An 18,826-nucleotide genomic window follows, 5' to 3' on the forward strand; every position below is an offset into this window, starting at 1 on the left:
ATGCCCCCGGACAACCCCCCGGACACGGCCGAGCCCATGGTCATCCTGGTCGCCGGCGTGTCCGGCAGCGGCAAGACCACGATCGGCGCGCTCCTCGCCGAACGCCTCGGCTGGGAGTACGCCGAGGCCGACGCGTTCCACTCCGAGGCCAACGTCGCCAAGATGCGCGCGGGCCACCCCCTCACCGACGCTGACCGGCTCCCCTGGCTGCGCGCCATCGCCGCGTGGATCGCCGACCGCCTCGCCACCGGCCGCCCCGGCGTCGTCACCTGCTCCGCCCTCAAACGCCGGTACCGCGACCTGCTGGCCGGCGGCCACGCGGGCGTCCGCCTGGTCCTGCTGGACGGCGACCGCGACACGATCGCCGCCCGCATGCGCTCCCGCAAGGGTCACTTCTTCAAGGCCGAGCTCCTCGACTCCCAGTTCGCCGACCTCGAACCCCCGGGCCAGGACGAGAACATCATCACCGCCCCCGTCACGGGCACCCCCGAGGAAACCGTCACCCACATCCTCAAGTCTCTGGACCTGACCCCCACCTCCCCCTGACCTCATGCCGATGACGGTGATCGCCTGACGTCACTTCCGAGTGCCGTGCAACGAGACCGGGTCGTGGCGGCCCGCACGCCCGGTTCGGCGATCACACCTACTCCACCATGGCCACGCGTCCCAGATCGGAACGAAGAGAGACCCGGCTGGTGCCGGGCCTCTCGATGTGCGGGGCTTTGGCCGGCGCCGAAGCCTTGGTGAAGGGTGACGGCCGGCGGCCGTTGCCCGTGGCTGGTCAGGTGCTCTTGCGAAGGGTCTCGCGCCAGCACTCGCCCAAGATCCACAGGGCTCGGTCGTCCCAGTCGCCGTGAACGTCGACGTTCCCTCCCTTGGGGGAGATGGTGAGGGAACTGGGGGCGGCCGCCTCGACCTGTACGGACCCGCCGTTGGTGTTTGCGGAGAGTTCACCGCTGGTCTTGCCGACCTTGATCGAGCTCCACCAGCCCTTGGTGGACAGAACGGCCGTGGAGTTCGTGGGGATCTCCTCGACCCTGATGCGCCCGAAGGCGGTCAGTTGGACGCGCCCGATCGGGCCGGTGGTGGTGATGCGACCTCGCGTGTACGCCTGGATGAGGTAGGCGAAATCGCGCGGAACGCGGACGGTGACCGCCCTGACGAGCGCGCCCCATTCCCACAGGCGATCACAACGGACGAAGCAGTATCCGTTGGTGGTGGGATCCAGGATGACCCACTCGGGGATCCTGCGGAGTCCGAGGCCGCTCAGGACGACCTGAACGTCCGGGCGGTCTTCGGCGACGATGGTCATCGCGCCGAATCCACCATGGAGAATCGGGCTGAGGCCGGGTTGCACGGTCAGAAGGCGCTGCTTGAGAAGACGACGCATGTCGTACTCCTTGAGTAGTGGTGTCTGGGTTGCGTTGCACTCGCGCTGATGCGCGGGTGCTTCACATCACCGTCCGCATGCTGAATCGCTTCGCAATCAGGCGATGCCGCTCTGCCTGCAAATCTTTGGCCTGAGTTCCCCGCCCCCTCCCCGACAGCACCGGGCGGGGAGCCGTCGCAGACGGCACCTGACAGCATCCGCGACGGCGGACGGCATCGGCGCCAGCGTCCTCAGGCCGGGCGCCATCAGCGGCAGCATTCACAACTTCCGGGCTGCCCGCCGCCCCGCGCGCCCCTTTGCAGGGGCAACCAGACCAGCTTGACAAGGCGGTCACAGTATGGAAATCCACGCCTTTTCACATCATCTACGAGGCCTGGCCGGCCTTCCTTTCGCGCCCTGATTCGAGGGCTCGACCTCTGAGCACGCACGTGCCGGTACTCCTCCAGGCCGACGCCCGCCCTTCGTGGGCGTCCAGCACCTGCGCGTGAGAGGCGCTGTTGCGCGCGCGGGCCACCCTCTCACCGACGACGACCACCTCCCCTGGCGGAGCCAGGCCCTCGTTCACTTCTGATCGAACCGCCGGACTATGGCACGTCTCGAACCGGTGGGTGACGGTGTGCCGTGATCACAAAGAAGCGACGTCTCCGGCAGAGGGAACAACACGGGCCCGAGCCCGGCTCGCTCGCGGACATGGGATGCATCGAACCTCACCTCACCTCCCCTCGATGTACGTGATCACGTACATCGACCGCGAGTTGTCGCGTGGGTCTCGACCATGCGCTCGTCGCCTCGAGGCCGACGGATCACCTGCATCTGCTTGCGCGGGGCGACCGGTCACGGACGGTGCGCGGCAGGCACCTCACCTCACGAGAGGTGCGACATACAACCGGAGGGTTCTCATGAACCACGAAACCGCACACCTCAAACTCTGTCTCAGGATCGTGGCGGGTCTCGGTGTGTTCGCTTCGATCGGCGGCTTCATCGGCGTCCTGATCGGGGTCATCATCGGCCTCATCGTCAGGGTGTCCGTCCCGCTGAGCCTTGGCGTCTTCATCGGCGCCGTCTTCCTGGCGCTCGGCGCCTTCGTCGGCTGCAGGTTCTACATCTGGGCCGAGTTCTACAACAGGCGTGCCCGCTCCAGGGGCAACCGGACCGTCTGAGAGGGCGGTCCCGCGTGAGAGGCTCGCGCCTCTCCGCATCACCGACGAGGGCCTGGCTCAGCCGGGCCCTCGTTCTGCTTCTGATCGGACCCGCCAGGCTAGGCGTTCTTGATGGCCTCGCCGAGGTGACGAAGTGCCCGGGGGGTGGTGAGGAGCTTGGGGCCGTCCGGGTCCTTGCTGTCACGGACGGCCACCACCTCGCCGCCACGGGCGAGCTCAACGCAGTCGCCACCGTTGTTGGAGCTACGGGACGCCTTGCGCCACACGACGGTGCTCAAGTCCATTTCTCCTGCGCCACCTTCGCTATCAGTTCGAGGGACTGGTCTACGGGATACGCGGCGGACTGAATTGACGTGAACAACCCGGCGAGCCGATTGAGTTCGGCCCGGTCCGTGGTCGTGTCGCCGTTGATCGGGTTGTCCTTGTACCCTACCTCGCTCCCGTCCGGGAGGGTGCCTATGACGAATGCTCCGCCGATGCCTTCGTGCACGCGGAGCGGAATGATCTGGATACGCACGAGGCGGGACGAGACGTCGATGAGACGCTGGAGCTGTTCGCGCATCACTTCCGCTCCGCCGGCGTCGCGATAGAGCACGCTCTCGTCCAGCACGTACAGGAGTCTGGGCGGCGACCCGTCCGGGCTCAGGATGTCCTGCCGCGCCAGGCGGGCCTCGATGGCCGCCTCGTCGTCGAGAACAGCGGCGGCGTACGCGGGCACTTGGAGGAGGCCGGGCACGACCAGCGGCTGATAGCTCCGGATCCTCTCGAACTTCGGTTCTTGCATGGCCCAGTCGACGAACCATGCGGGGACCGCGTTGGTTCCCTTGTAGAGGCCGTCCCACAGGTGGGTGAGGGCTTCGCGGGTGTCGAGGACGCGATCGGCGTGGACGGCGAGGAGCCGGTCTGGGCGGGACTCCCCGCGTTCCACGGAACCGACCGTGCTCTTCGAGTAGGGCGCGCTCTCCTGGATGAGTTCGCAGAAGGCGGCGATGCTCAAGCCCGCCGCCTCTCGATAGCGCCGTAGTTCGGAGCCGAGAAGCGCGTTCGGCGACTCCCAGGGCATAAGTGGCACCTAGGCGACGACTACATCGCGCGTACCATGGTCACGGAATTAGTCACGAACGCCTATAGGCACACCGACACGAAAGCCATTTCCGTGCGTCTCGTCTTGGAAAACGGCTACTTCGTGGTGGAAGTGTAGGACAGGTCCGATGTGGCCCCGGTCCTCCACGGCGAGAACGCCACGGCCGAGTCCGAGCGGGGGCTGCTCATGGTCTCTCTGCTGGTCGACGAGTGGGGCGTCCGGGCGCTGGACGGCGGCGGGAAGGTGACATGGGCTCGGCTCCATGGATGAGGGTGGCGCGCGGCCGGCTGGTGATGGCGTGGTGGCGTGTCCGGTTCGGGCATGCCACCGCCGAACGGCATGTCGACGTCCTGGCCGCCGCGACGCACGCTCACGGCTGGTCCCACCTTCAGGTCTACGTGGAGTCGCCGCCGGTGCTGTGGGTCTTCCCCGAGGGTGAGGGAAGTCTCGCGGTCAGTGTCACGGCGGAACGCACCGGCGGGCGGTGGGTCTACCGGGTCTCAGGGGCGATGCTCTACCCCTCCGACGGCCCTCAGCGCGTGGCGGGCGTCCTCAGCGACGTCCTCTGGGATCGTCTGAGCGCGCGTCGTGCATCCGGCTCCGCGGCAGACTCGGCCGCGGCGCGGCGGTGACGCGTCAGTGGCGGCGTTTGGTGGCCCATTCGCGGATCTTGGCTATGCGCCCGCGGATCTCCTCGGCGCTCGCCTGGGGGACGGGCGGGCCGCCGCAGGCGCGCCGCAGCTCGTTGTGGATGACCCCCTGCGGCTGGCCGGTCCGGTGGTTCCAGGAGTTGACGAGGCCGTTCAGCTCGCGGCGCAGGGCCGCGATGTCCTCGGCGGCGGTCCGGTCGGCGCGGGGGTCGCCGGTCTTGCGCCTGCGCTCGTTGGCGATCTGCTCGGCCTGCCGCTTGCGCAGCAGCGCCGACACCTGGTCGGGCTCCAGCAGGCCGGGGATGCCGAGGAACTCCTCCTCCTCGGCCGACCCCGGCTCGGCGTTCATGCCGAACTCGCCGCCGTCGTAGAGCACGCGGTCGAACGTCGCGGACGCCTCCACCGTCTCGAACGGCAGCTCCTCGCCGACGTCGGGCGAGTCCTGCTCGCGGTTGGCCTCGGCGAGCAGATCGTCGTCGAGGCCGTCCTCGCGGACGGGCCGGTCGAGGACGTGGTCGCGCTCCTCCTCCATCTCGGAGGCGTGGCCCATCAGCGTCGGCACCGACGGCAGGAACACCGACGCGGTCTCGCCGCGCTTGCGGGCGCGGACGAAGCGCCCGATGGCCTGCGCGAAGAACAGCGGCGTGCTGGTGGAGGTGGCGTACACGCCGACGCACAACCGCGGGATGTCGACGCCCTCGGACACCATGCGGACCGCGACCATCCAACGGTCGTCGGTCTCGCCGAACGCCTTGATCTTCTTGGACGCGGTCGGGTCGTCCGACAGCACGATCGTGGCGCCCTGCCCGGTCACCGCGCGCAGCATCTTGGCGTAGGCGCGGGCGGCCTCGTGATCGGTGGCGATGACCAGGCCGCCCGCGTCCGGGATGACGCGGCGCAGTTCGGTGAGGCGGCGGTCGGCCGCGGCCAGCACCTGTGTGATCCAGTTGCCCTTGGGGTCGAGCGCGGCCCGCCACGCCTGGGACGTCTGGTCCTGGGTGAGCGGCTCGCCGAGGGTCGCGGTGATCTCGTCGCCCGCGCGGGTGCGCCAGCGCATCTCGCCCGCGTACGCCAGGAAGATCACCGGTCGGACGACGCCGTCGGCGAGGGCGGGGCCGTAGCCGTAGGTGTAGTCGGCCCGGCTCCGCCGGACGCCGTCCGGCCCCTCCTCGTACTGGACGAACGGGATCGGGTTGATGTCGGTGCGGAACGGCGTGCCGGACAGGGCGACCCGCCGCGTCGCCGGCTCGAACGCCTCCCGGACGGCGTCGCCCCACGACAGACCGTCGCCCGCGTGGTGCACCTCGTCGAAGACGACCAGCGACTTGCGCGCCTCGGTGCGGTTGCGGTGCAGCGCCGGGCGCGCGGCGACGGTCGCGTACGTGACGGCGACGCCGTGGAAGTCCTTGCCGACGGGGCCCTGCCCGTTCTGGTACTCGGGGTCGATCCTGATGCCGACGCGGGCCGCCGACTCGGCCCACTGCCGCTTGAGGTGCTCGGTCGGGCACACGATCGTGAGCGACGAGACGACGCGGCGCTCCATCAGCTCGCGGGCGAGCCGGAGCGCGAACGTCGTCTTGCCGGCGCCCGGCGTCGCGACGGTGAGGAAGTCGCGCGGGCCGGGCGCCGTTCCGTCCGCGCCGAAGTACGCCTCCAGCGCCTGCTGCTGCCAGGCGCGCAGGGAGGACGCGGTCCCCCAGGCGGCCCGCTCGGGGAAGGCGGGGGGCATGCTCGATGCGGCGAAGGTGCTCACGGTCATTGAAGGCTACCGAGCCGCACCGACAGATCGTGCCGCGCCCGGCGCACCTGTGCCGAGATCCACACGGTGGCGGCCGGGCTTTCGGGACCGGTACGCCGCCCACACGGCACGGATGCGGCGGCCCTGACCTGTGGTGAAGCCCCGCATGCAGGCGTCGTGCGCGTAGTCCATGAAATTGTGGATCGGATCGCGGCCGCGCTGCGGGCACGTGTCGCGGCCCTGCGGACAGCCCTGCGCCGGCTCCTGCTCGTACGGAGTGTCGGCGACCCCGTCGCCCGGCGACACGCACCCGCCCTCGAACGTGTGCATCAGGCCGAGCCAGTGCCCGATCTCGTGGACGGCCGTGAACCCGTGGTTGAACGGCGCGTACGACCCGTACGGCAGGCTGCGGAAGTCGACGATGACGCCGTCCAGGCGCGGGTCGCGCCGGTACCACTGCGGGAAGGTGGAGAAGCCCAGCACGTCCGAGCCGACGGCCGCCGTGTAGAGGTTGAGCGTCCCGCGCCCGCCCTTGCGCAGGCGCCGCTTGATCGGGCCCTCGTTGCGCTGCGGGTTGTGGAACCAGGCCGAGTTGTCGGTGCGGTCCAGGGAGTCGAGCCGGAACCTCACATGGGTGTCGGAGCCGCCGAGGCGTCCGCCGTAGGCCGCGTTCAGCGTGGCGATCTGGCGCCGGACCGCCGCCGTGGACAGCCGCCCGGAACCCCCGCTGTGGACGACGTGGAACCGCACCGGCACGACGAGGCTCCCCGTCGCGCGCCGTTCCGACCCGCGGCGGGCCGAGCCGGGGAGCGTCTCGCCGAGCAGGCGCGAGTCGAGGAGGGCCTCGTCGGTCGTCCCGAACCGGTCGAGGAGCGTGCGGCGGAGGTCGGCGAGCATGGCGGTGGCCTGCTCGTGGCCGAGGTCGGCCCGGTCGCGCGCCTGGGCCGATCTCGCCGCCCCGCCCGAGGCGCCCCTCCCGCGGAGGGCGGTCCCGCTGGCGGCGGCCGTCCCGCCCGTCGTGCCCGCGCGGACGCAGTCGTCGCCGCCGGCGGCGGGAGCGACCTTCGTCCGTTCCCACTCCCCCTCACTCACCGAACCTGGAACAGCACACACCGTGACCGTCAGTGCGCACAGTGAAACCCCGGCCAAGCGCCGCATTCAATCCCCCGATTGTTCAGGGACGTCCCTTTCGGGGCATCCCGCGATAAGAAAGGCCGAGGTCCCGCGGCACATGACCGCAGGACCCCACGCGCGCACGCCTACCCGGCGCCGCGCCGTCGGCCGCCGTTCAGCGGCCGGTCACTCCTCGCCCTTGCCCCCGCCCGACTGCATGGACTCGTAGATCTCCTTGCACTCCGGGCAGACGGGGTACTTCTTCGGATCCCGGTTCGGCACCCAGACCTTGCCGCACAGCGCGATCACCGGCGTACCGGTCACCGCGCTCTCGGTGATCTTGGCCTTCTTCACGTAGTGGGCGAACCGCTCGTGGTCGCCGTCACCGTGGGAGAGGTCCGGCTTGACATCGGTCTGGGTGTCGCCGTCGGGAAGGATCTTCGTACTCACACCGTTCACCTTAGTTCAGCGTCGGGTCCTCGGGGAATGTGGCGACGAAGGCCAGGTCGCCGCCCTGCCTGCGCAGCACGTCCTGCCACAGCCGGTCCGGGTCGCCGGCGAACACGTCCCCCGCCTCGGCGGGCACCAGGTACCACGAGCCCTCCTCGACCTCGGTGCGCAGCTGCCCGGGCGACCAGCCCGCGTATCCGGCGAACACGCGCAGTTGCAGCAGCTCCGCCGCGAGCAGGCCGGGCGGGGCCTCCAGGTCGACCAGGCCGACCCGGGCGACCTCATGGCCGCCGTCCAGGGCGCGCCATCCGAGCGGCTCGTCCTCGCCGGGGAGCCGGGCCAGGGCGAGCGCGTTCTCCAGCGCGACCGGCCCGCCCTGGAACACCACGGCCGGTCCGGTCACCAGCTCCGCCCACGGCGGCAGCACGCGGTCCACCGGAATCTCGGTCGGCCGGTTGAGGACAACCCCGAGGGTTCCCCCGTCGCCGTCGTGCTCGACCAGCAGGACGACGCTGCGCCGAAAGTTCGGATCCTCCAGCTGTGGAGTGGCCACCAGCAGGAGCCCGACCCTGATCCCGTCTTCCATGGGTCCCATGATGCGTTGCCCGGACCTCCGGCGGCACGCCTCCTCGCTCGTTAGCCTGTTACGCATTCCTATCGATGGGGATATCGGCACCACAAGGTCCTGGGTTAAGAATGATCTAGGATCATCGGCCACCCGCTTGGTGCGGGCCGGGAGGACCAGCGATGCAGTTGCCCAGGGTCGTCATCGCCGCCGTGTTCATCGTGATCGGGGCGCTGATCGCGATCCCGGCCCTGTTCAGGTCGGACGGCTCCGCGTCGCCGACCTCCGGTGCCGCGTCCACGTCGGCGAGCCCGAGCCCGTCCGGCGGTTCACCGTCCGCCTCGGGCAAGCCCACCCGGACCCCGACGCGCACCCCGACCCGCACACCGACGGGGGCTCCGGCGCGGCCGGTGACGGCCACCATCGGATCGGTGTCCTGCCCGGACCGCACCGTGAACGTCAGGGTCCGCAACACCGGAACGCAGACCGAGGACTTCTCCGTCGAGAAGAACGACGACACCGCCGCCGTCCCCGGCAAGATCGGCCCGGGCGCCACCCGGACGGTCGCGGTGAAGCTGCGCGAGGACCGCGGCACCCGCATCACCGTCCGGTGGGCGAACCGGCAGATCGGGAGCGCCTCCGCCAAGGCGAACTGCAAGAAGGCCGGCGGCGCCGCGCCGCGCGAGACGCCGCCCGGCAAGCTGCCGCACACCGGCCCCGACACCGTGCTGTGGGCGCGGGCCGCGACCGGCGTCGCCGTCATCCTGACCGGCGCGATCATCTTCTGGTGGGGCGGCACCTGGCCGCGCCGCCGCGAGCAGATGTTCGCGGGCAGGAAGTCCGACTGAGCGCAGCGGCGGGCCCGCGCCGCGGGCCCGCCTTCCGGGCGCCTACGCCTCGGTGCGGGGACGGCCGCCCGCGGCCTCGCGGACGGCGCCGGCCACGCGGGTGCTGACGTCCGGGTGGAAGACGCTCGGCACGATGTAGTTCGGGCCGAGCTCGTCCGGGGTGACGACCTCGGCGAGGGCCTTGGCCGCGGCCGCGAGCATGTCGAGGGTGACGCCGTCGGCCTGGGCGTCCAGCAGGCCGCGGAACACCCCGGGGAACGCCAGCACGTTGTTGATCTGGTTCGGGTAGTCGCTGCGCCCGGTGGCGACCACGGCGGCGTGCTCGCGCGCCTCGTCCGGCGAGACCTCCGGCTCGGGGTTGGCGAGCGCGAACACGATCGCGTCGGGGCTCATCGTGGCGATGTCGTCACCGTTCAGGATGCCGGGGGCGGACACGCCGATGAACACGTCGGCGTCCTTCACCGCGCCGCGCAGGTCGCCGGAGTAGCCGCCCTCGTTGGTGTGCTCGGCGATCCAGCGCAGCGAGTCGTCCAGGTCGTCGCGGCCCTTGTGCACGGCGCCGGCGTAGTCGCAGACGACGAGGTTGCGGGCCCCCGCGTACATCAGCAGCTTCAGGATGGCGCTGCCGGCCGCGCCCGCGCCCGCCATGGTGATGCGCACGGTGCCGATGTCCTTGCCGACGACGCCCAGCGCGTTGGTCAGCGCGGCGAGCACGCAGATCGCGGTGCCGTGCTGGTCGTCGTGGAAGACGGGGATGTCCAGCAGCTCGCGCAGCCGGGCCTCGACCTCGAAGCAGCGCGGCGCGGAGATGTCCTCCAGATTGATGCCGCCGAAGGCGGGCGCGAGGATCTGCACCGTCCGGACGATCTCGTCGGTGTCCTGGGTGTCCAGGCAGATCGGCCACGCGTCGATCCCGGCGAACCGCTTGAACAGCGCCGCCTTGCCCTCCATGACCGGCAGCGCGGCCTCCGGGCCGATGTTGCCGAGGCCGAGCACCGCCGAGCCGTCGGTCACCACGGCGACGCTGTTGCGTTTGATCGTCAGCCGGCGGACGTCCTCGGGGTTGCGGGCGATGGCCAGGGAGACGCGGGCGACGCCGGGCGTGTAGGCCATCGACAGCTCGTCGCGGTTGCGCAACGGCACCTTCGACTGCATCTCGATCTTGCCGCCGAGGTGCATCAGGAACGTCCGGTCGCTGACCTTGTGGATCTTGACGGACTCGATCCGCTCCAGCGCACCCGCGATCGCCTCGGCGTGCTGGGTGTCGCGGGTGGCGATCGTGACGTCGATGCGCAGGGTCTCGTGACCGGCGGTGTTGACGTCGAGGGCCGTGACGATGCCGCCCGCGTTCTCGACCACATGGGTGATCTGGCTGACGGCCCTGCCGCCGGCCGGGACCTCCAGCCGGACGGTGATGGAGTACGACACGCTTGGCACGCTCGCCACGACAGCTGCTCCCTATTTATACGGGTTTGTCCACATCCGAGCGCGCCGCTCACCAGGGGACGGTGCGTCCGGAGCCGCCGCCCGGTCCCGTCCCGCGGCTCGCAGAGCCCGGGCCGCGACGACGATCGGCTCGACGGTCGCGGGCACGGGCGCCCCCGTGGTGTCGATCACGAGCCGGTGCCGGGCACGGGCGGTGTCGATCACGAGGCGGCGGAGCCGCGGACCGGCCGGATCGGCCCCGTGGAGTACTTCACCCGTGGAAGTGCTCCACACGGCCGCACGGGCGCGGTCATCAGTCAACGAGCATACGCTCACCAGCGCGGTCAGGTGTCCCGCTCGCCCCAGCTCGCCACCCTTCGGCCGTCGCCCGTGTGCCGGCACGGGACGCCGTCCGCCCGCGCCACGCGGCCGCGATCATCTCCGGCACGCACCCGGAACACGGTGACGACACGAGCCGGAACGGCGCCGCGCGCCAGAAGACGGGCCCGGGTCGCACAGCGGCCCGGGCCGGACCGGCGGCCTGGTCAGAACAGGGCGGACTGGAGGCCGCGGCGGGCCTTGCCGATGCGCGGGTCGTCCGGGGGCAGGAGCTCGAACAGCGACAGCAGGTGCTTGCGCGCCGCGTCGCGGTCGTCGCCGGCGCCGCGCCGTACCGCGCCCACCAGCCGGTCGAAGGCCTCGTCGATGCGCCCGGACACCATCTCCACGTCGGACGCGCTGATCTGCGCCTGGACCTCGCCGGGCTTCTCGGCCGCCTCCTGGAGGACGCGCTCGGCGTCCAGCGAGCGCACGCGCAGGCTCAGCTCGACCAGGGCGAGGCCCTGCCTGGCCTGGCCGTCCCTCGGGTCCGCGGCGAGGATCCGCTCGAACGCGACCTTGGCGCTGTCCAGGTCGCCGCGCTGCAGGGCGTCCTCGGCCTCGCCGTACACCGGGTCGGCTGCGGGGGCCTCCGCACCGGGGGCCGGCTGCTCGCCCTCGGGGGCGTCCGGCAGGATGCCCTCCTTGCGCAGCGCGTCGAAGAGCTGGTCGATGGCCTGGCGGACCTGCGGCTCGGGCGCGGCGCCGTTCAGGAACGGCAGCAGCTGCCCGGCGACGACCGCGGCCACGAACGGGATGCCGCGCACGCCCATCTGCTGCATGTAGGCGCCGAGCTGCGGGTTCGCGTCGATGTCGACCTTGGCCAGGATCCACTTGCCGGCCGCCTCGGTGGCGAGCTTCTCCAGGATGGGGCCGAGCTGCTTGCACGGTCCGCACCACTCGGCCCAGAAGTCCACCAGGACGGGAACGGACTGCGACCGTTCCACGACCTCGGTGTTGAAGGTCTCGTCAGTGACGTCCAAGACGTAGGGGCCGCCGGGCGCGGCCGCGGCCGGAGCCGGCGCACCGCCGCCCTGGGCCCGGCGTTCCTGCTGCTTCCTTGCCGCGGCCTGGCGCGCTCCCAGGTCGATGGCCCCGTGCAACGAAAAGTCCCGAGAAGGCATGGGACCATCCTGCCCCATGACCGCGCCCGGCCGTACGTCCGTACGCTCCCAGCGGAGCGCGGCGCCCGCGCCGGACGCCCGGCGCGTCCGCACGGGGTCCGTATGGATGGCATATCCAGAGAATTGTCCGGCTTTTTTATTCTCTTTCCCGCCGCGCCCCGGGGCAAAGACTTCCGTCGTCTCGCCGTAAAGGCGATTAGATTGCTGACAGCCATCACCAAGCCCGGTTATAGTCACGATGTCGATGCATTGCGGCCCGGCAAAAGCGACCGGGCCGGAGCCGCCGGGGGGCGGCCCGGCCTGCGGGCGTGCCGCGTGGCGGGTTGGGGGACCCGAGGCCACCGGCGCGGCAGGCGCACCGTCCAGCCGCCGCGACAGCATGACGAACAACGGGGGGAAACTTGTGATCGCGGAGCATTCCGTGATCGTGGCCCGAGGAATGGGTGTCCGCCGCGGGGGGCGGTGGCTCCTGCGCCCGGTGACCTTCGGCGTGCCCGAAGGCGTGGTCGGCTTGGCCGGTCCACCGGGTGCCGGTAAATCCACTCTGCTGGCCACGTTCGCGACCTTGCGCAGACCGAACACCGGCGCGCTGCACATTCTGGGGCACGACATCACGAACGCCGCCGGGCAGCGGGCCGCCCGTGCCGGGATCGGTTACCTGCCGGCCCGCTTCTCGCGCGCGGAGGGCATGACGGCCGGCGAGTTCGTCGCCTACGCCGCGTACTACAAGCGGACGAGCGCGTCCGCCGCGCAGAGCATGATCCGTCGCTTCGACCTCACCGAGGCCGCCGGGACGGAGCTGGCACTGCTGCCGCCGGACGTCCGGCTGCGCGCCGGACTGGCCGCCGCCTGCGTCCACGAGCCCGGCCTGGTGCTGCTCGACGACCCCTTCGGCGAGCTGTGCGCCGCCGCCGAGCCCTGGCCCACGGGCGCCGCGGGCCCCGGACGGCACTCGCTCACCGCGGCCATGGCCGAACTGGTCCCCGTGCTGCGCACGCTGGCGCCCACCGTGGTCGTCACCGCCGACGCCGCCGGGACGCTCACCGGCTGGTGCGACCGCCTCTTCACCCTCGCCCGCGGCCGGCTCTCCGAGCAGCCCACGCACTCGGCCGCCGCCCGCCGGGGCCGCTCCCCCGCCGACCGCCGCGGCGCCGCCGCCCCGCGGGGTGCTCTCCATCCGCAGACCGTCGACGCGATGACCCGGCGCCGCCCGGCCCGGCGCACGCTGCCGCAGGTGTCCCTGCCGCAGCTCGCCCTGCCGCCGCTGGTCCTGCCGCACCTGCCCCTGCCACAGCTTGCGAAGGCGCGGGCGCGGCGGTCGCCCGCCGAGAGCCCCACCGGTGTCTGACCTCGGGCGGGTGCTCCGGTTGGACGCCCGCCGCACGGCACTGCTCGTCGCGGTGCCGGTCCTCACCGTGCTCGGCACGACGGCGGCGTGCCTGTCGCTGAGCCCGGCGGTCGCGTACTGGGACAACACCGTCGTGGCGCTGGTCAACGCCGTCCGGCTCCTGGGCCCGGCGGCCGCGGGGCTGGCCGCGTGGACGGCCGTCCGGGAACGCCCGCTCGACTACCTGCGCGACCTCACCGCCCGCTCTCCCGCGACCGGCGTGCTCTTCGACCTGCTGCTGCTGTCGTCCGCCGCGCTGGTCTCCTACGTCGTGGTCACGGCGGTGGTCGTCACCGTCACCCTCCTGCACGCGCACGCCGGGCAGCCGCATCCGCTCGGCGTGGTCTCGGGCGCGGTCGCGCTCGTCCTGCACGTCGTCATGGGCTACCTGACGGGACGCGTCGCACCCCACCGCGCCACCGCGGCCCTGGTGCTCGCCGCGACGTCCCTGTGGGCCGCTCTGCGCGTCCCCGGCATGTCCTGGTGGAGCCTGCTGCCCCCGGCAGCGTTCCCTCGCATCCAGCTGTTCACCACCCTGCGTCCGGAGGTGTTCGCCGTCCAGGTCCTCTGGGCCGCCGGGCTGACCACCGCGCTGATCCTCGGCTACGTGATGTGGGCGACGCGGCGGTTCCTGCTCGTCCTCCCCCTGGCGGTGGCGCTGGCCGCGACCGTCTCCGCCACCCTCGGCCTGCACCGCTCCGGCGGGACGGTCGCGCCCGCCCAGGCGGAGCCGGTGTGCCGGAGATGGCCTCTCACCGTCTGCGTGCACCCCGCCCTGCGGGACGCGCTGCCCCCGCTGATGGCGGTGGCCACCCCGCTCGCCGCGCGGCTGAACGGCACGCCCGGCGCCTTCACGATGGTCGAGCAGCGTCCCGCCTGGACGCCCGTCACGGTGGCGGACGGCGTCGCCGCCGTCCACCTCGACGAGGACCTGGCCCCGGGATACGCGTCCCGGGCCGTCCGGCAGATCAGCGAGGCGCTCAAGGACGCGCGGTCCTGCGCGTCCGGCGACGGGTACCGCGCGGTGGTCGACGCGTGGCTTCTCGGCGACGAGCCCCCGGCCATGGCCGACACGCGCGCGGGGCACCGGTTCGCGTCCTGGACCGAGCAGCGGCGGCGCGACTGGCTGCGGCTCCACTTCGCCGAGTACCGCGCCTGCACGCTCCGCCCGCAGGACTTCCACGTCCCCCGCAACACGGAGGGCCGCCTCCACGACGTCCTGGACACCCGGCCTGCGTGACCGCGGCGGGACCCCCCGGCCGGCCGCGGTCACGCAGGAGGTCAGGCGCCCCGCCCGGCCGGTTCCGGCTCGGCGGCGGGCCGCGTCCAGTGCCGCTCCACGAAGAACGGCGCGACGGGCAGGACGGCGGCGCCGAGCGCGAGGGCCGTGCGCCCGAGGTCCCAGCCGAGCTGCTCGCGGACGAGGAAGACCAGGCCGACGTAGGCCATGAACAGGACGCCGTGCACCGGTCCCATCACCTGCACGCCGATCGGCGCGTCCGCCCCGTACTTCAGCGGCATCGCGACCAGCAGCAGAAGGAGGAACGAGAACGCCTCGGCGACGGAGACGAACCGGAAAGCACGAATCATGTCCACGCCCCGCTCAACGGCGCGGCATCGGCCCGCGGTTTCCGCGCCCTCTATGGCGTTGCTCACACGACCGTGTGCAAACCGTGACGTATGCGGACCCCGGCGGACCTCTAGTGTGTCCGCGTGGACTGGAGCCTGCTGACCTGCGCGCGCAAGGGACACATCACCTACGCGCCGGACGAGGAGACGCTGCGCGAGCGGCTCGTCGTCTCGTCCCCCATCGGCGCGGCGTGGCGATGCCTGCGCTGCGGGACCTACGTGCACGGCGAGCCGCACGGAACCGGCCCGGCCGACCGGGCGCCGCTGGTCAAGCGCGGCCGGGAGCTACGCGACGCCTTCATCATGCGGTTCTTCGCCGTGGAGCGCGGCATCCGCGGCCTGATCGTGCTGGTCGCCGCGTACGGGGTGTGGCGCTTCGCGGACAGCCGCGGATCGATCGAGCGGATCTTCGAGAAGGAGATCCCTCTGCTGCGCCCCATCGCCGAGCAGGTCGGCTGGGACCTCGACCACTCCAAGGTCGTCACGTCCCTGCGGCACGTGTTCGACCTGGACGCGCGGACGCTGCGCTGGCTGGCCGTCGGCCTCATCGTCTACGGCGCGATCGAGCTGATCGAGGCGGTCGGGCTCTGGCTGCTGCAGCGCTGGGGCGAGTACTTCGCGGTCGTCGCGACGTGCTTCGGGCTGCCGATCGAGGTCTACGAGCTGGTGGAGAAGGTCACCGCGCTCCGCATCGGCGCGCTGGTGCTCAACATCGGTCTCATCGTCTACATCGTCGTCACCAAACGGCTATTCGGCGTGCGGGGCGGCCGGGCCGCCCACGAGGCGCATCTTCGCAGCGAGTCGCTGATCGAGGTGGAGCAGGCGACCCACGAGTCGGACCTGCGGCACCCGACTCCGGCCGAGCCCGAACCCGCCGGATGAGGTAGCGAACGCCGCTGCCGGGAATGTCGGATACATGGCTCGCTCGGAAACGAAGAACGACGCGAAGAACGACGCATCCGTCAAGTCGTCCCCCGGCCGGTCCCGCCCCCCGCGGCGCGGCCTGCTCACCCCGGTCGCGATCATCGTCGCCACCGTCGCGCTCGTCCTGGTCGCCCAGCAGGTGCTGCACGGCCTCCCCCACTGGCTGAACCCGTTCGCGGAGGAGACGAAGGACCGCAGCGGCCCCGTCCTGCTGAAGTCGATCCGCGACCTGCACCGCTACGAGGCGGCGAGCGGCAACTTCCAGGTCGTCGTGGACCTGGAGAAGGACGCCAAGTTCCTGCCGTCCTCGCTGCGCGGCAAGCGGACCCTGTTCGTCGGCAACGGCTCGGTCGACGCCTACGTGGACCTCTCGCGGCTCGGTTCGGGCGCCCTCAAGGTCAACGCGGACCGGACGGCGGCGACGATCTCACTCCCGCCCGCCCAGCTGGAGAAGACGAACCTCGACACGAAGAACAGCTACGTCTACGCGACCCAGCGCGGCGTCTTCGACCGCTTCGGCGACTTCTTCAGCAGCAACCCGAACAACCAGCAGCAGCTCTACGTCCTGGCGTCCCAGAAGATCCAGACGGCCGCCGGCCAGAGCGGCCTGAAGCAACGCGCCGACGCCAACACGAAGTCGATGCTGGAGAACATGCTCAAGGCCCTCGGCTTCACAACGGTGACCATCACCCCCGCCCCCCAATAACCCGCACCACCTCAGCCACCCCCGCGACCAAGCACGACCCCAACCCCCGCAACCGCGTCCGAAGGCAGGTTCGAGCGAAGCGAGAACCTGCCTTCGCAGCGAGCCGCAAGGCGAGCCGAAGCGATGCCAGCGATCGCCCGTGTTCCGATCGGGAACGAGCCGCTAGGCGAGAACCCGAGTCGGAACCCCCAACGACCCCGACAATCGCGATCGCGTCCGAAGGCAGGTTCGAGCTTGCGAGAACCTGATCGCGCAGCGAGCCGCAAGGCGAGCCGAAGCGATGCCAGCGATCGCCCGTGGTCCGATCGAGAACGAGCCGCTAGGCGAGTTCCCGAGTCGGAACACGAATAAGAACAGCATCGCCCTGGCCGCCGCCGCCGCAGAGGGCGGCGGCGCCGGTGCCGCCGCCTCGGCGCTTCAGCTCGTAGGCCAGGTGCAGGAGGATGCGGGCGCCGGACATGCCGACCGGGTGGCCGACGGCGATGGCGCCGCCGTTGACGTTGACCTTCTCGGGGCCGACGCCGAGGTCGCGCATCGACTGGATGCCGACGGAGGCGAACGCCTCGTTGATCTCGATGAGGTCGAGGTCGTCGACGGTGAGGCCCTCCTTGCCGAGGGCGTGCTTGATCGCGTTGGACGGCTGGGACTGCAGGGAGTTGTCCGGCCCCGCGACGTTGCCGTGCGCGCCGATCTCGGCGAGCCAGGTGAGGCCGAGCTCCTCGGCCTTGGCCTTGGACATCACCACGACCGCCGCGGCGCCGTCGGAGATCTGCGAGGCCGAGCCCGCGGTGATCGTCCCGTCCTTGCCGAACGCCGGGCGCAGCCTGGCCAGGCCCTCGGCGGTGGTGTCGCCGCGCACGCCCTCGTCGGCGGCGAACACGACCGGCTCGCCGCGCCGCTGCGGGACCTCGACCGGGGCGATCTCCTCGTCGAACACGCCGTTCTTGATCGCCTCGGCGGCGCGCTGGTGGGAGCGGGCGGAGAACTCGTCCTGCTCCTCGCGGGAGATGCCCAGCTCGGCGTTGTAGCGCTCGGTCGACTCGCCCATGGAGACGCCGTCGAAGGCGTCGGTGAGGGCGTCGTGGGCCATGTGGTCGAGGAGCTCGACGGAGCCGTACTTGTAGCCGCCGCGCGACTTCGGCAGCAGGTGCGGGGCCTGGGTCATCGACTCCATGCCGCCCGCCACCACGAGGTCGAACTCGCCCGCCCGGATGAGCTGGTCGGCCAGCGCGATCGCGTCCAGCCCGGAGAGGCAGACCTTGTTGATCGTGATGGACGGGACGCTCATCGGGATGCCCGCCTTGACCGCCGCCTGCCGGGACGGGATCTGGCCCGCGCCCGCCTGCAGCACCTGACCGAGGATCACGTACTGCACCTGGTCACCGGACACCCCGGCACGCTCCAGCGCCGCCTTGATCGCGTGCGCCCCGAGGTCGGCCGCGGAGAAGTCCTTCAGCGAGCCCATCAGGCGCCCGATGGGGGTGCGCGCTCCGGCGACGATCACGGACGAGGTGGTCATGTGGGGGCCTCCAGGGTGGTGCTGCGGCGACGTTTGCCACGATACCCACGGGAGCGGCGTTCGGTTCCGTTCGCCCCCGCCTGGCCGTCCGAGGAGGGACAAAGCCCATGCTGACCCGTATCGACCACATCGGCATCGCCTGCCGCGATCTGGACGCGACCGTCGAGTTCTACAAGGCGACCTACGGCTTCACCGACGCGCACTTCGAGGTGAACGAGGAGCAGGGCGTGCGGGAGTGCATGCTCAAGATCAACGACACGAGTGACGGCGCGGCGAGCTACCTGCAGCTCATCGAGCCGATCCGGGAGGACTCGGCCGTCGCCAAGTGGATGGAGAAGAACGGCGAGGGCGTCCACCACATCGCGTTCGGGACGGACGGGACGGTCGCCGGCGAGGCCGCCGGAATCGCCGGCAAGGGCGTGCGCGTGCTGTACGACGCGCCGCGCAACGGGTCGATGGGATCCTTGATCAACTTTTTGCATCCCAAGGACTGCCACGGCGTCCTGACGGAGCTGGTGCAGAAGCGGCCGGACGCCGAATGATCTTGTACGCCGGGCCTGGCGGGGGCGCGCCAGGATCGTGACGTGTTCGATATCACGGTCACGGACCGCGCGGCATGGACCGCCGCTCTGTGACCGTTCGGACACATCTGGTGTATTTGCACCCCCCACACCTGGGCCGCCGCGACCCCGTCACAGGTCCGAACAAAAGGGACATTCCACGCAGCGCGTCAAGA

The 18,826-nt window shown here is 71.2% G+C and carries 21 protein-coding genes; 10 read left to right on the top strand and 11 right to left on the bottom strand.

What is annotated here, in order from left to right; all coding sequences use genetic code 11:
- On the top strand, positions 1 to 546 hold the full coding sequence (locus tag AB0H37_RS03825) for a gluconokinase, GntK/IdnK-type (protein WP_360611151.1): 546 nt from the start codon (positions 1 to 3) through the stop codon (positions 544 to 546).
- Positions 547 to 781: 235 nt separating this feature from the next.
- On the opposite strand, the gene AB0H37_RS03830 is transcribed toward AB0H37_RS03825, so the two are convergent.
- Complete coding sequence (locus tag AB0H37_RS03830; protein WP_360611153.1) at positions 782 to 1,390, bottom strand: hypothetical protein; 609 nt, start codon at positions 1,388 to 1,390, stop codon at positions 782 to 784.
- Between the two features lie 956 nt (positions 1,391 to 2,346).
- On the opposite strand from AB0H37_RS03830, the gene AB0H37_RS03835 reads away from it, so the two are divergent.
- Positions 2,347 to 2,550, top strand: coding sequence for a hypothetical protein (locus tag AB0H37_RS03835; RefSeq protein WP_360611155.1), 204 nt, complete (start codon positions 2,347 to 2,349; stop codon positions 2,548 to 2,550).
- A gap of 98 nt (positions 2,551 to 2,648) precedes the next feature.
- On the opposite strand, the gene AB0H37_RS03840 is transcribed toward AB0H37_RS03835, so the two are convergent.
- The gene (locus AB0H37_RS03840; protein WP_360611157.1) at positions 2,649 to 2,834 is read right to left on the bottom strand and encodes a DUF397 domain-containing protein; all 186 of its coding nucleotides are present in this window, start codon (positions 2,832 to 2,834) and stop codon (positions 2,649 to 2,651) included.
- Entirely contained in the window at positions 2,825 to 3,613 is a 789-nt protein-coding gene (locus tag AB0H37_RS03845; protein WP_360611159.1) for a helix-turn-helix transcriptional regulator, read from the bottom strand. The genes AB0H37_RS03840 and AB0H37_RS03845 overlap by 10 nt, the downstream gene beginning before the upstream one ends.
- 150 nt (positions 3,614 to 3,763) lie before the next feature.
- On the opposite strand from AB0H37_RS03845, the gene AB0H37_RS03850 reads away from it, so the two are divergent.
- Together AB0H37_RS03850 and AB0H37_RS03855 are read left to right on the top strand one after the other, a co-directional pair.
- Positions 3,764 to 3,904, top strand: a complete 141-nt coding sequence (locus tag AB0H37_RS03850) for a hypothetical protein (protein ID WP_360611160.1) — start codon at positions 3,764 to 3,766, stop codon at positions 3,902 to 3,904.
- Positions 3,901 to 4,266, top strand: a complete 366-nt coding sequence (locus AB0H37_RS03855) for a hypothetical protein (protein ID WP_360611162.1) — start codon at positions 3,901 to 3,903, stop codon at positions 4,264 to 4,266. The genes AB0H37_RS03850 and AB0H37_RS03855 overlap by 4 nt, the downstream gene beginning before the upstream one ends.
- Before the next feature lie 4 nt (positions 4,267 to 4,270).
- On the opposite strand, the gene AB0H37_RS03860 is transcribed toward AB0H37_RS03855, so the two are convergent.
- The 4 genes from AB0H37_RS03860 to AB0H37_RS03875 form a co-directional block, all read right to left on the bottom strand.
- Positions 4,271 to 6,013, bottom strand: coding sequence for a DEAD/DEAH box helicase (locus tag AB0H37_RS03860; protein ID WP_360611216.1), 1,743 nt, complete (start codon positions 6,011 to 6,013; stop codon positions 4,271 to 4,273).
- Positions 6,014 to 6,049: 36 nt separating this feature from the next.
- Positions 6,050 to 7,114 carry a zinc metalloprotease gene (locus AB0H37_RS03865; protein ID WP_360611164.1) on the bottom strand — a complete coding sequence of 355 codons (1,065 nt, stop codon included), beginning with the start codon at positions 7,112 to 7,114 and terminating at the stop codon, positions 6,050 to 6,052.
- 207 nt (positions 7,115 to 7,321) lie between these two features.
- Positions 7,322 to 7,585: a DUF3039 domain-containing protein gene (locus tag AB0H37_RS03870; protein WP_179837220.1), complete on the bottom strand. Its 264-nt coding sequence runs from the start codon at positions 7,583 to 7,585 to the stop codon at positions 7,322 to 7,324.
- Positions 7,586 to 7,595: 10 nt separating this feature from the next.
- Positions 7,596 to 8,171, bottom strand: a complete 576-nt coding sequence (locus AB0H37_RS03875; RefSeq protein ID WP_179837221.1) for a YqgE/AlgH family protein — start codon at positions 8,169 to 8,171, stop codon at positions 7,596 to 7,598.
- 161 nt (positions 8,172 to 8,332) lie between these two features.
- Between AB0H37_RS03875 and AB0H37_RS03880 the strand changes: the two genes are divergently transcribed.
- On the top strand, positions 8,333 to 8,998 hold the full coding sequence (locus AB0H37_RS03880; protein WP_360611166.1) for a hypothetical protein: 666 nt from the start codon (positions 8,333 to 8,335) through the stop codon (positions 8,996 to 8,998).
- A 42-nt stretch (positions 8,999 to 9,040) separates the two neighbouring features.
- On the opposite strand, the gene AB0H37_RS03885 is transcribed toward AB0H37_RS03880, so the two are convergent.
- Together AB0H37_RS03885 and AB0H37_RS03890 are read right to left on the bottom strand one after the other, a co-directional pair.
- Positions 9,041 to 10,444: an NAD-dependent malic enzyme gene (locus tag AB0H37_RS03885; protein ID WP_329086270.1), complete on the bottom strand. Its 1,404-nt coding sequence runs from the start codon at positions 10,442 to 10,444 to the stop codon at positions 9,041 to 9,043.
- Positions 10,445 to 10,968: 524 nt separating this feature from the next.
- Entirely contained in the window at positions 10,969 to 11,925 is a 957-nt protein-coding gene (locus AB0H37_RS03890; RefSeq protein WP_360611169.1) for a tetratricopeptide repeat protein, read from the bottom strand.
- 439 nt (positions 11,926 to 12,364) lie between these two features.
- On the opposite strand from AB0H37_RS03890, the gene AB0H37_RS03895 reads away from it, so the two are divergent.
- Together AB0H37_RS03895 and AB0H37_RS03900 are read left to right on the top strand one after the other, a co-directional pair.
- Positions 12,365 to 13,273: an ATP-binding cassette domain-containing protein gene (locus AB0H37_RS03895; protein WP_360611218.1), complete on the top strand. Its 909-nt coding sequence runs from the start codon at positions 12,365 to 12,367 to the stop codon at positions 13,271 to 13,273.
- Entirely contained in the window at positions 13,266 to 14,552 is a 1,287-nt protein-coding gene (locus tag AB0H37_RS03900; protein WP_360611171.1) for a hypothetical protein, read from the top strand. Before AB0H37_RS03895 ends, AB0H37_RS03900 begins: the two co-directional genes overlap by 8 nt.
- 41 nt (positions 14,553 to 14,593) lie before the next feature.
- Here AB0H37_RS03900 and AB0H37_RS03905 read toward each other — a convergent pair whose 3' ends face one another.
- Positions 14,594 to 14,902 (bottom strand): DUF3817 domain-containing protein, encoded by a 309-nt coding sequence (locus AB0H37_RS03905; protein ID WP_360611172.1) that lies wholly within the window; start codon positions 14,900 to 14,902, stop codon positions 14,594 to 14,596.
- A gap of 123 nt (positions 14,903 to 15,025) precedes the next feature.
- Between AB0H37_RS03905 and AB0H37_RS03910 the strand changes: the two genes are divergently transcribed.
- Together AB0H37_RS03910 and AB0H37_RS03915 are read left to right on the top strand one after the other, a co-directional pair.
- Positions 15,026 to 15,823 carry a DUF2127 domain-containing protein gene (locus tag AB0H37_RS03910; protein ID WP_360611174.1) on the top strand — a complete coding sequence of 266 codons (798 nt, stop codon included), beginning with the start codon at positions 15,026 to 15,028 and terminating at the stop codon, positions 15,821 to 15,823.
- 34 nt (positions 15,824 to 15,857) lie between these two features.
- Entirely contained in the window at positions 15,858 to 16,571 is a 714-nt protein-coding gene (locus AB0H37_RS03915; RefSeq protein WP_360611176.1) for a DUF4230 domain-containing protein, read from the top strand.
- Positions 16,572 to 16,890: 319 nt separating this feature from the next.
- Here the strand turns inward: AB0H37_RS03915 and AB0H37_RS03920 are convergent, their stop codons facing one another.
- A complete protein-coding gene (locus AB0H37_RS03920; RefSeq protein ID WP_360611178.1) occupies positions 16,891 to 18,090 on the bottom strand; it encodes an acetyl-CoA C-acetyltransferase in 1,200 nt (399 codons plus the stop codon).
- 107 nt (positions 18,091 to 18,197) lie between these two features.
- Between AB0H37_RS03920 and mce the strand changes: the two genes are divergently transcribed.
- The gene (mce, locus tag AB0H37_RS03925) at positions 18,198 to 18,632 is read left to right on the top strand and encodes a methylmalonyl-CoA epimerase (protein WP_360611180.1); all 435 of its coding nucleotides are present in this window, start codon (positions 18,198 to 18,200) and stop codon (positions 18,630 to 18,632) included.
- Positions 18,633 to 18,826: the final 194 nt, after the last annotated feature.

The sequence above is a fragment of the Actinomadura sp. NPDC023710 genome (genome assembly GCF_040639875.1).
GTDB lineage: Bacteria > Actinomycetota > Actinomycetes > Streptosporangiales > Streptosporangiaceae > Spirillospora > Spirillospora citrea.

Coding starts and splice junctions, on each gene's coding strand:
- AB0H37_RS03880 (WP_360611166.1), top strand. CDS start 8,333: ATGCAGTTGCCCAGGGTCGTCATCGCCGCCGTGTTCATCGTGATCGGG.
- AB0H37_RS03890 (WP_360611169.1), bottom strand. CDS start 11,925: ATGCCTTCTCGGGACTTTTCGTTGCACGGGGCCATCGACCTGGGAGCG.
- AB0H37_RS03905 (WP_360611172.1), bottom strand. CDS start 14,902: ATGATTCGTGCTTTCCGGTTCGTCTCCGTCGCCGAGGCGTTCTCGTTC.
- AB0H37_RS03855 (WP_360611162.1), top strand. CDS start 3,901: ATGAGGGTGGCGCGCGGCCGGCTGGTGATGGCGTGGTGGCGTGTCCGG.
- AB0H37_RS03840 (WP_360611157.1), bottom strand. CDS start 2,834: ATGGACTTGAGCACCGTCGTGTGGCGCAAGGCGTCCCGTAGCTCCAAC.
- AB0H37_RS03915 (WP_360611176.1), top strand. CDS start 15,858: ATGGCTCGCTCGGAAACGAAGAACGACGCGAAGAACGACGCATCCGTC.
- AB0H37_RS03845 (WP_360611159.1), bottom strand. CDS start 3,613: ATGCCCTGGGAGTCGCCGAACGCGCTTCTCGGCTCCGAACTACGGCGC.
- AB0H37_RS03825 (WP_360611151.1), top strand. CDS start 1: ATGCCCCCGGACAACCCCCCGGACACGGCCGAGCCCATGGTCATCCTG.
- mce (WP_360611180.1), top strand. CDS start 18,198: ATGCTGACCCGTATCGACCACATCGGCATCGCCTGCCGCGATCTGGAC.
- AB0H37_RS03875 (WP_179837221.1), bottom strand. CDS start 8,171: ATGGAAGACGGGATCAGGGTCGGGCTCCTGCTGGTGGCCACTCCACAG.
- AB0H37_RS03920 (WP_360611178.1), bottom strand. CDS start 18,090: ATGACCACCTCGTCCGTGATCGTCGCCGGAGCGCGCACCCCCATCGGG.
- AB0H37_RS03860 (WP_360611216.1), bottom strand. CDS start 6,013: ATGCCCCCCGCCTTCCCCGAGCGGGCCGCCTGGGGGACCGCGTCCTCC.
- AB0H37_RS03895 (WP_360611218.1), top strand. CDS start 12,365: ATGGGTGTCCGCCGCGGGGGGCGGTGGCTCCTGCGCCCGGTGACCTTC.
- AB0H37_RS03830 (WP_360611153.1), bottom strand. CDS start 1,390: ATGCGTCGTCTTCTCAAGCAGCGCCTTCTGACCGTGCAACCCGGCCTC.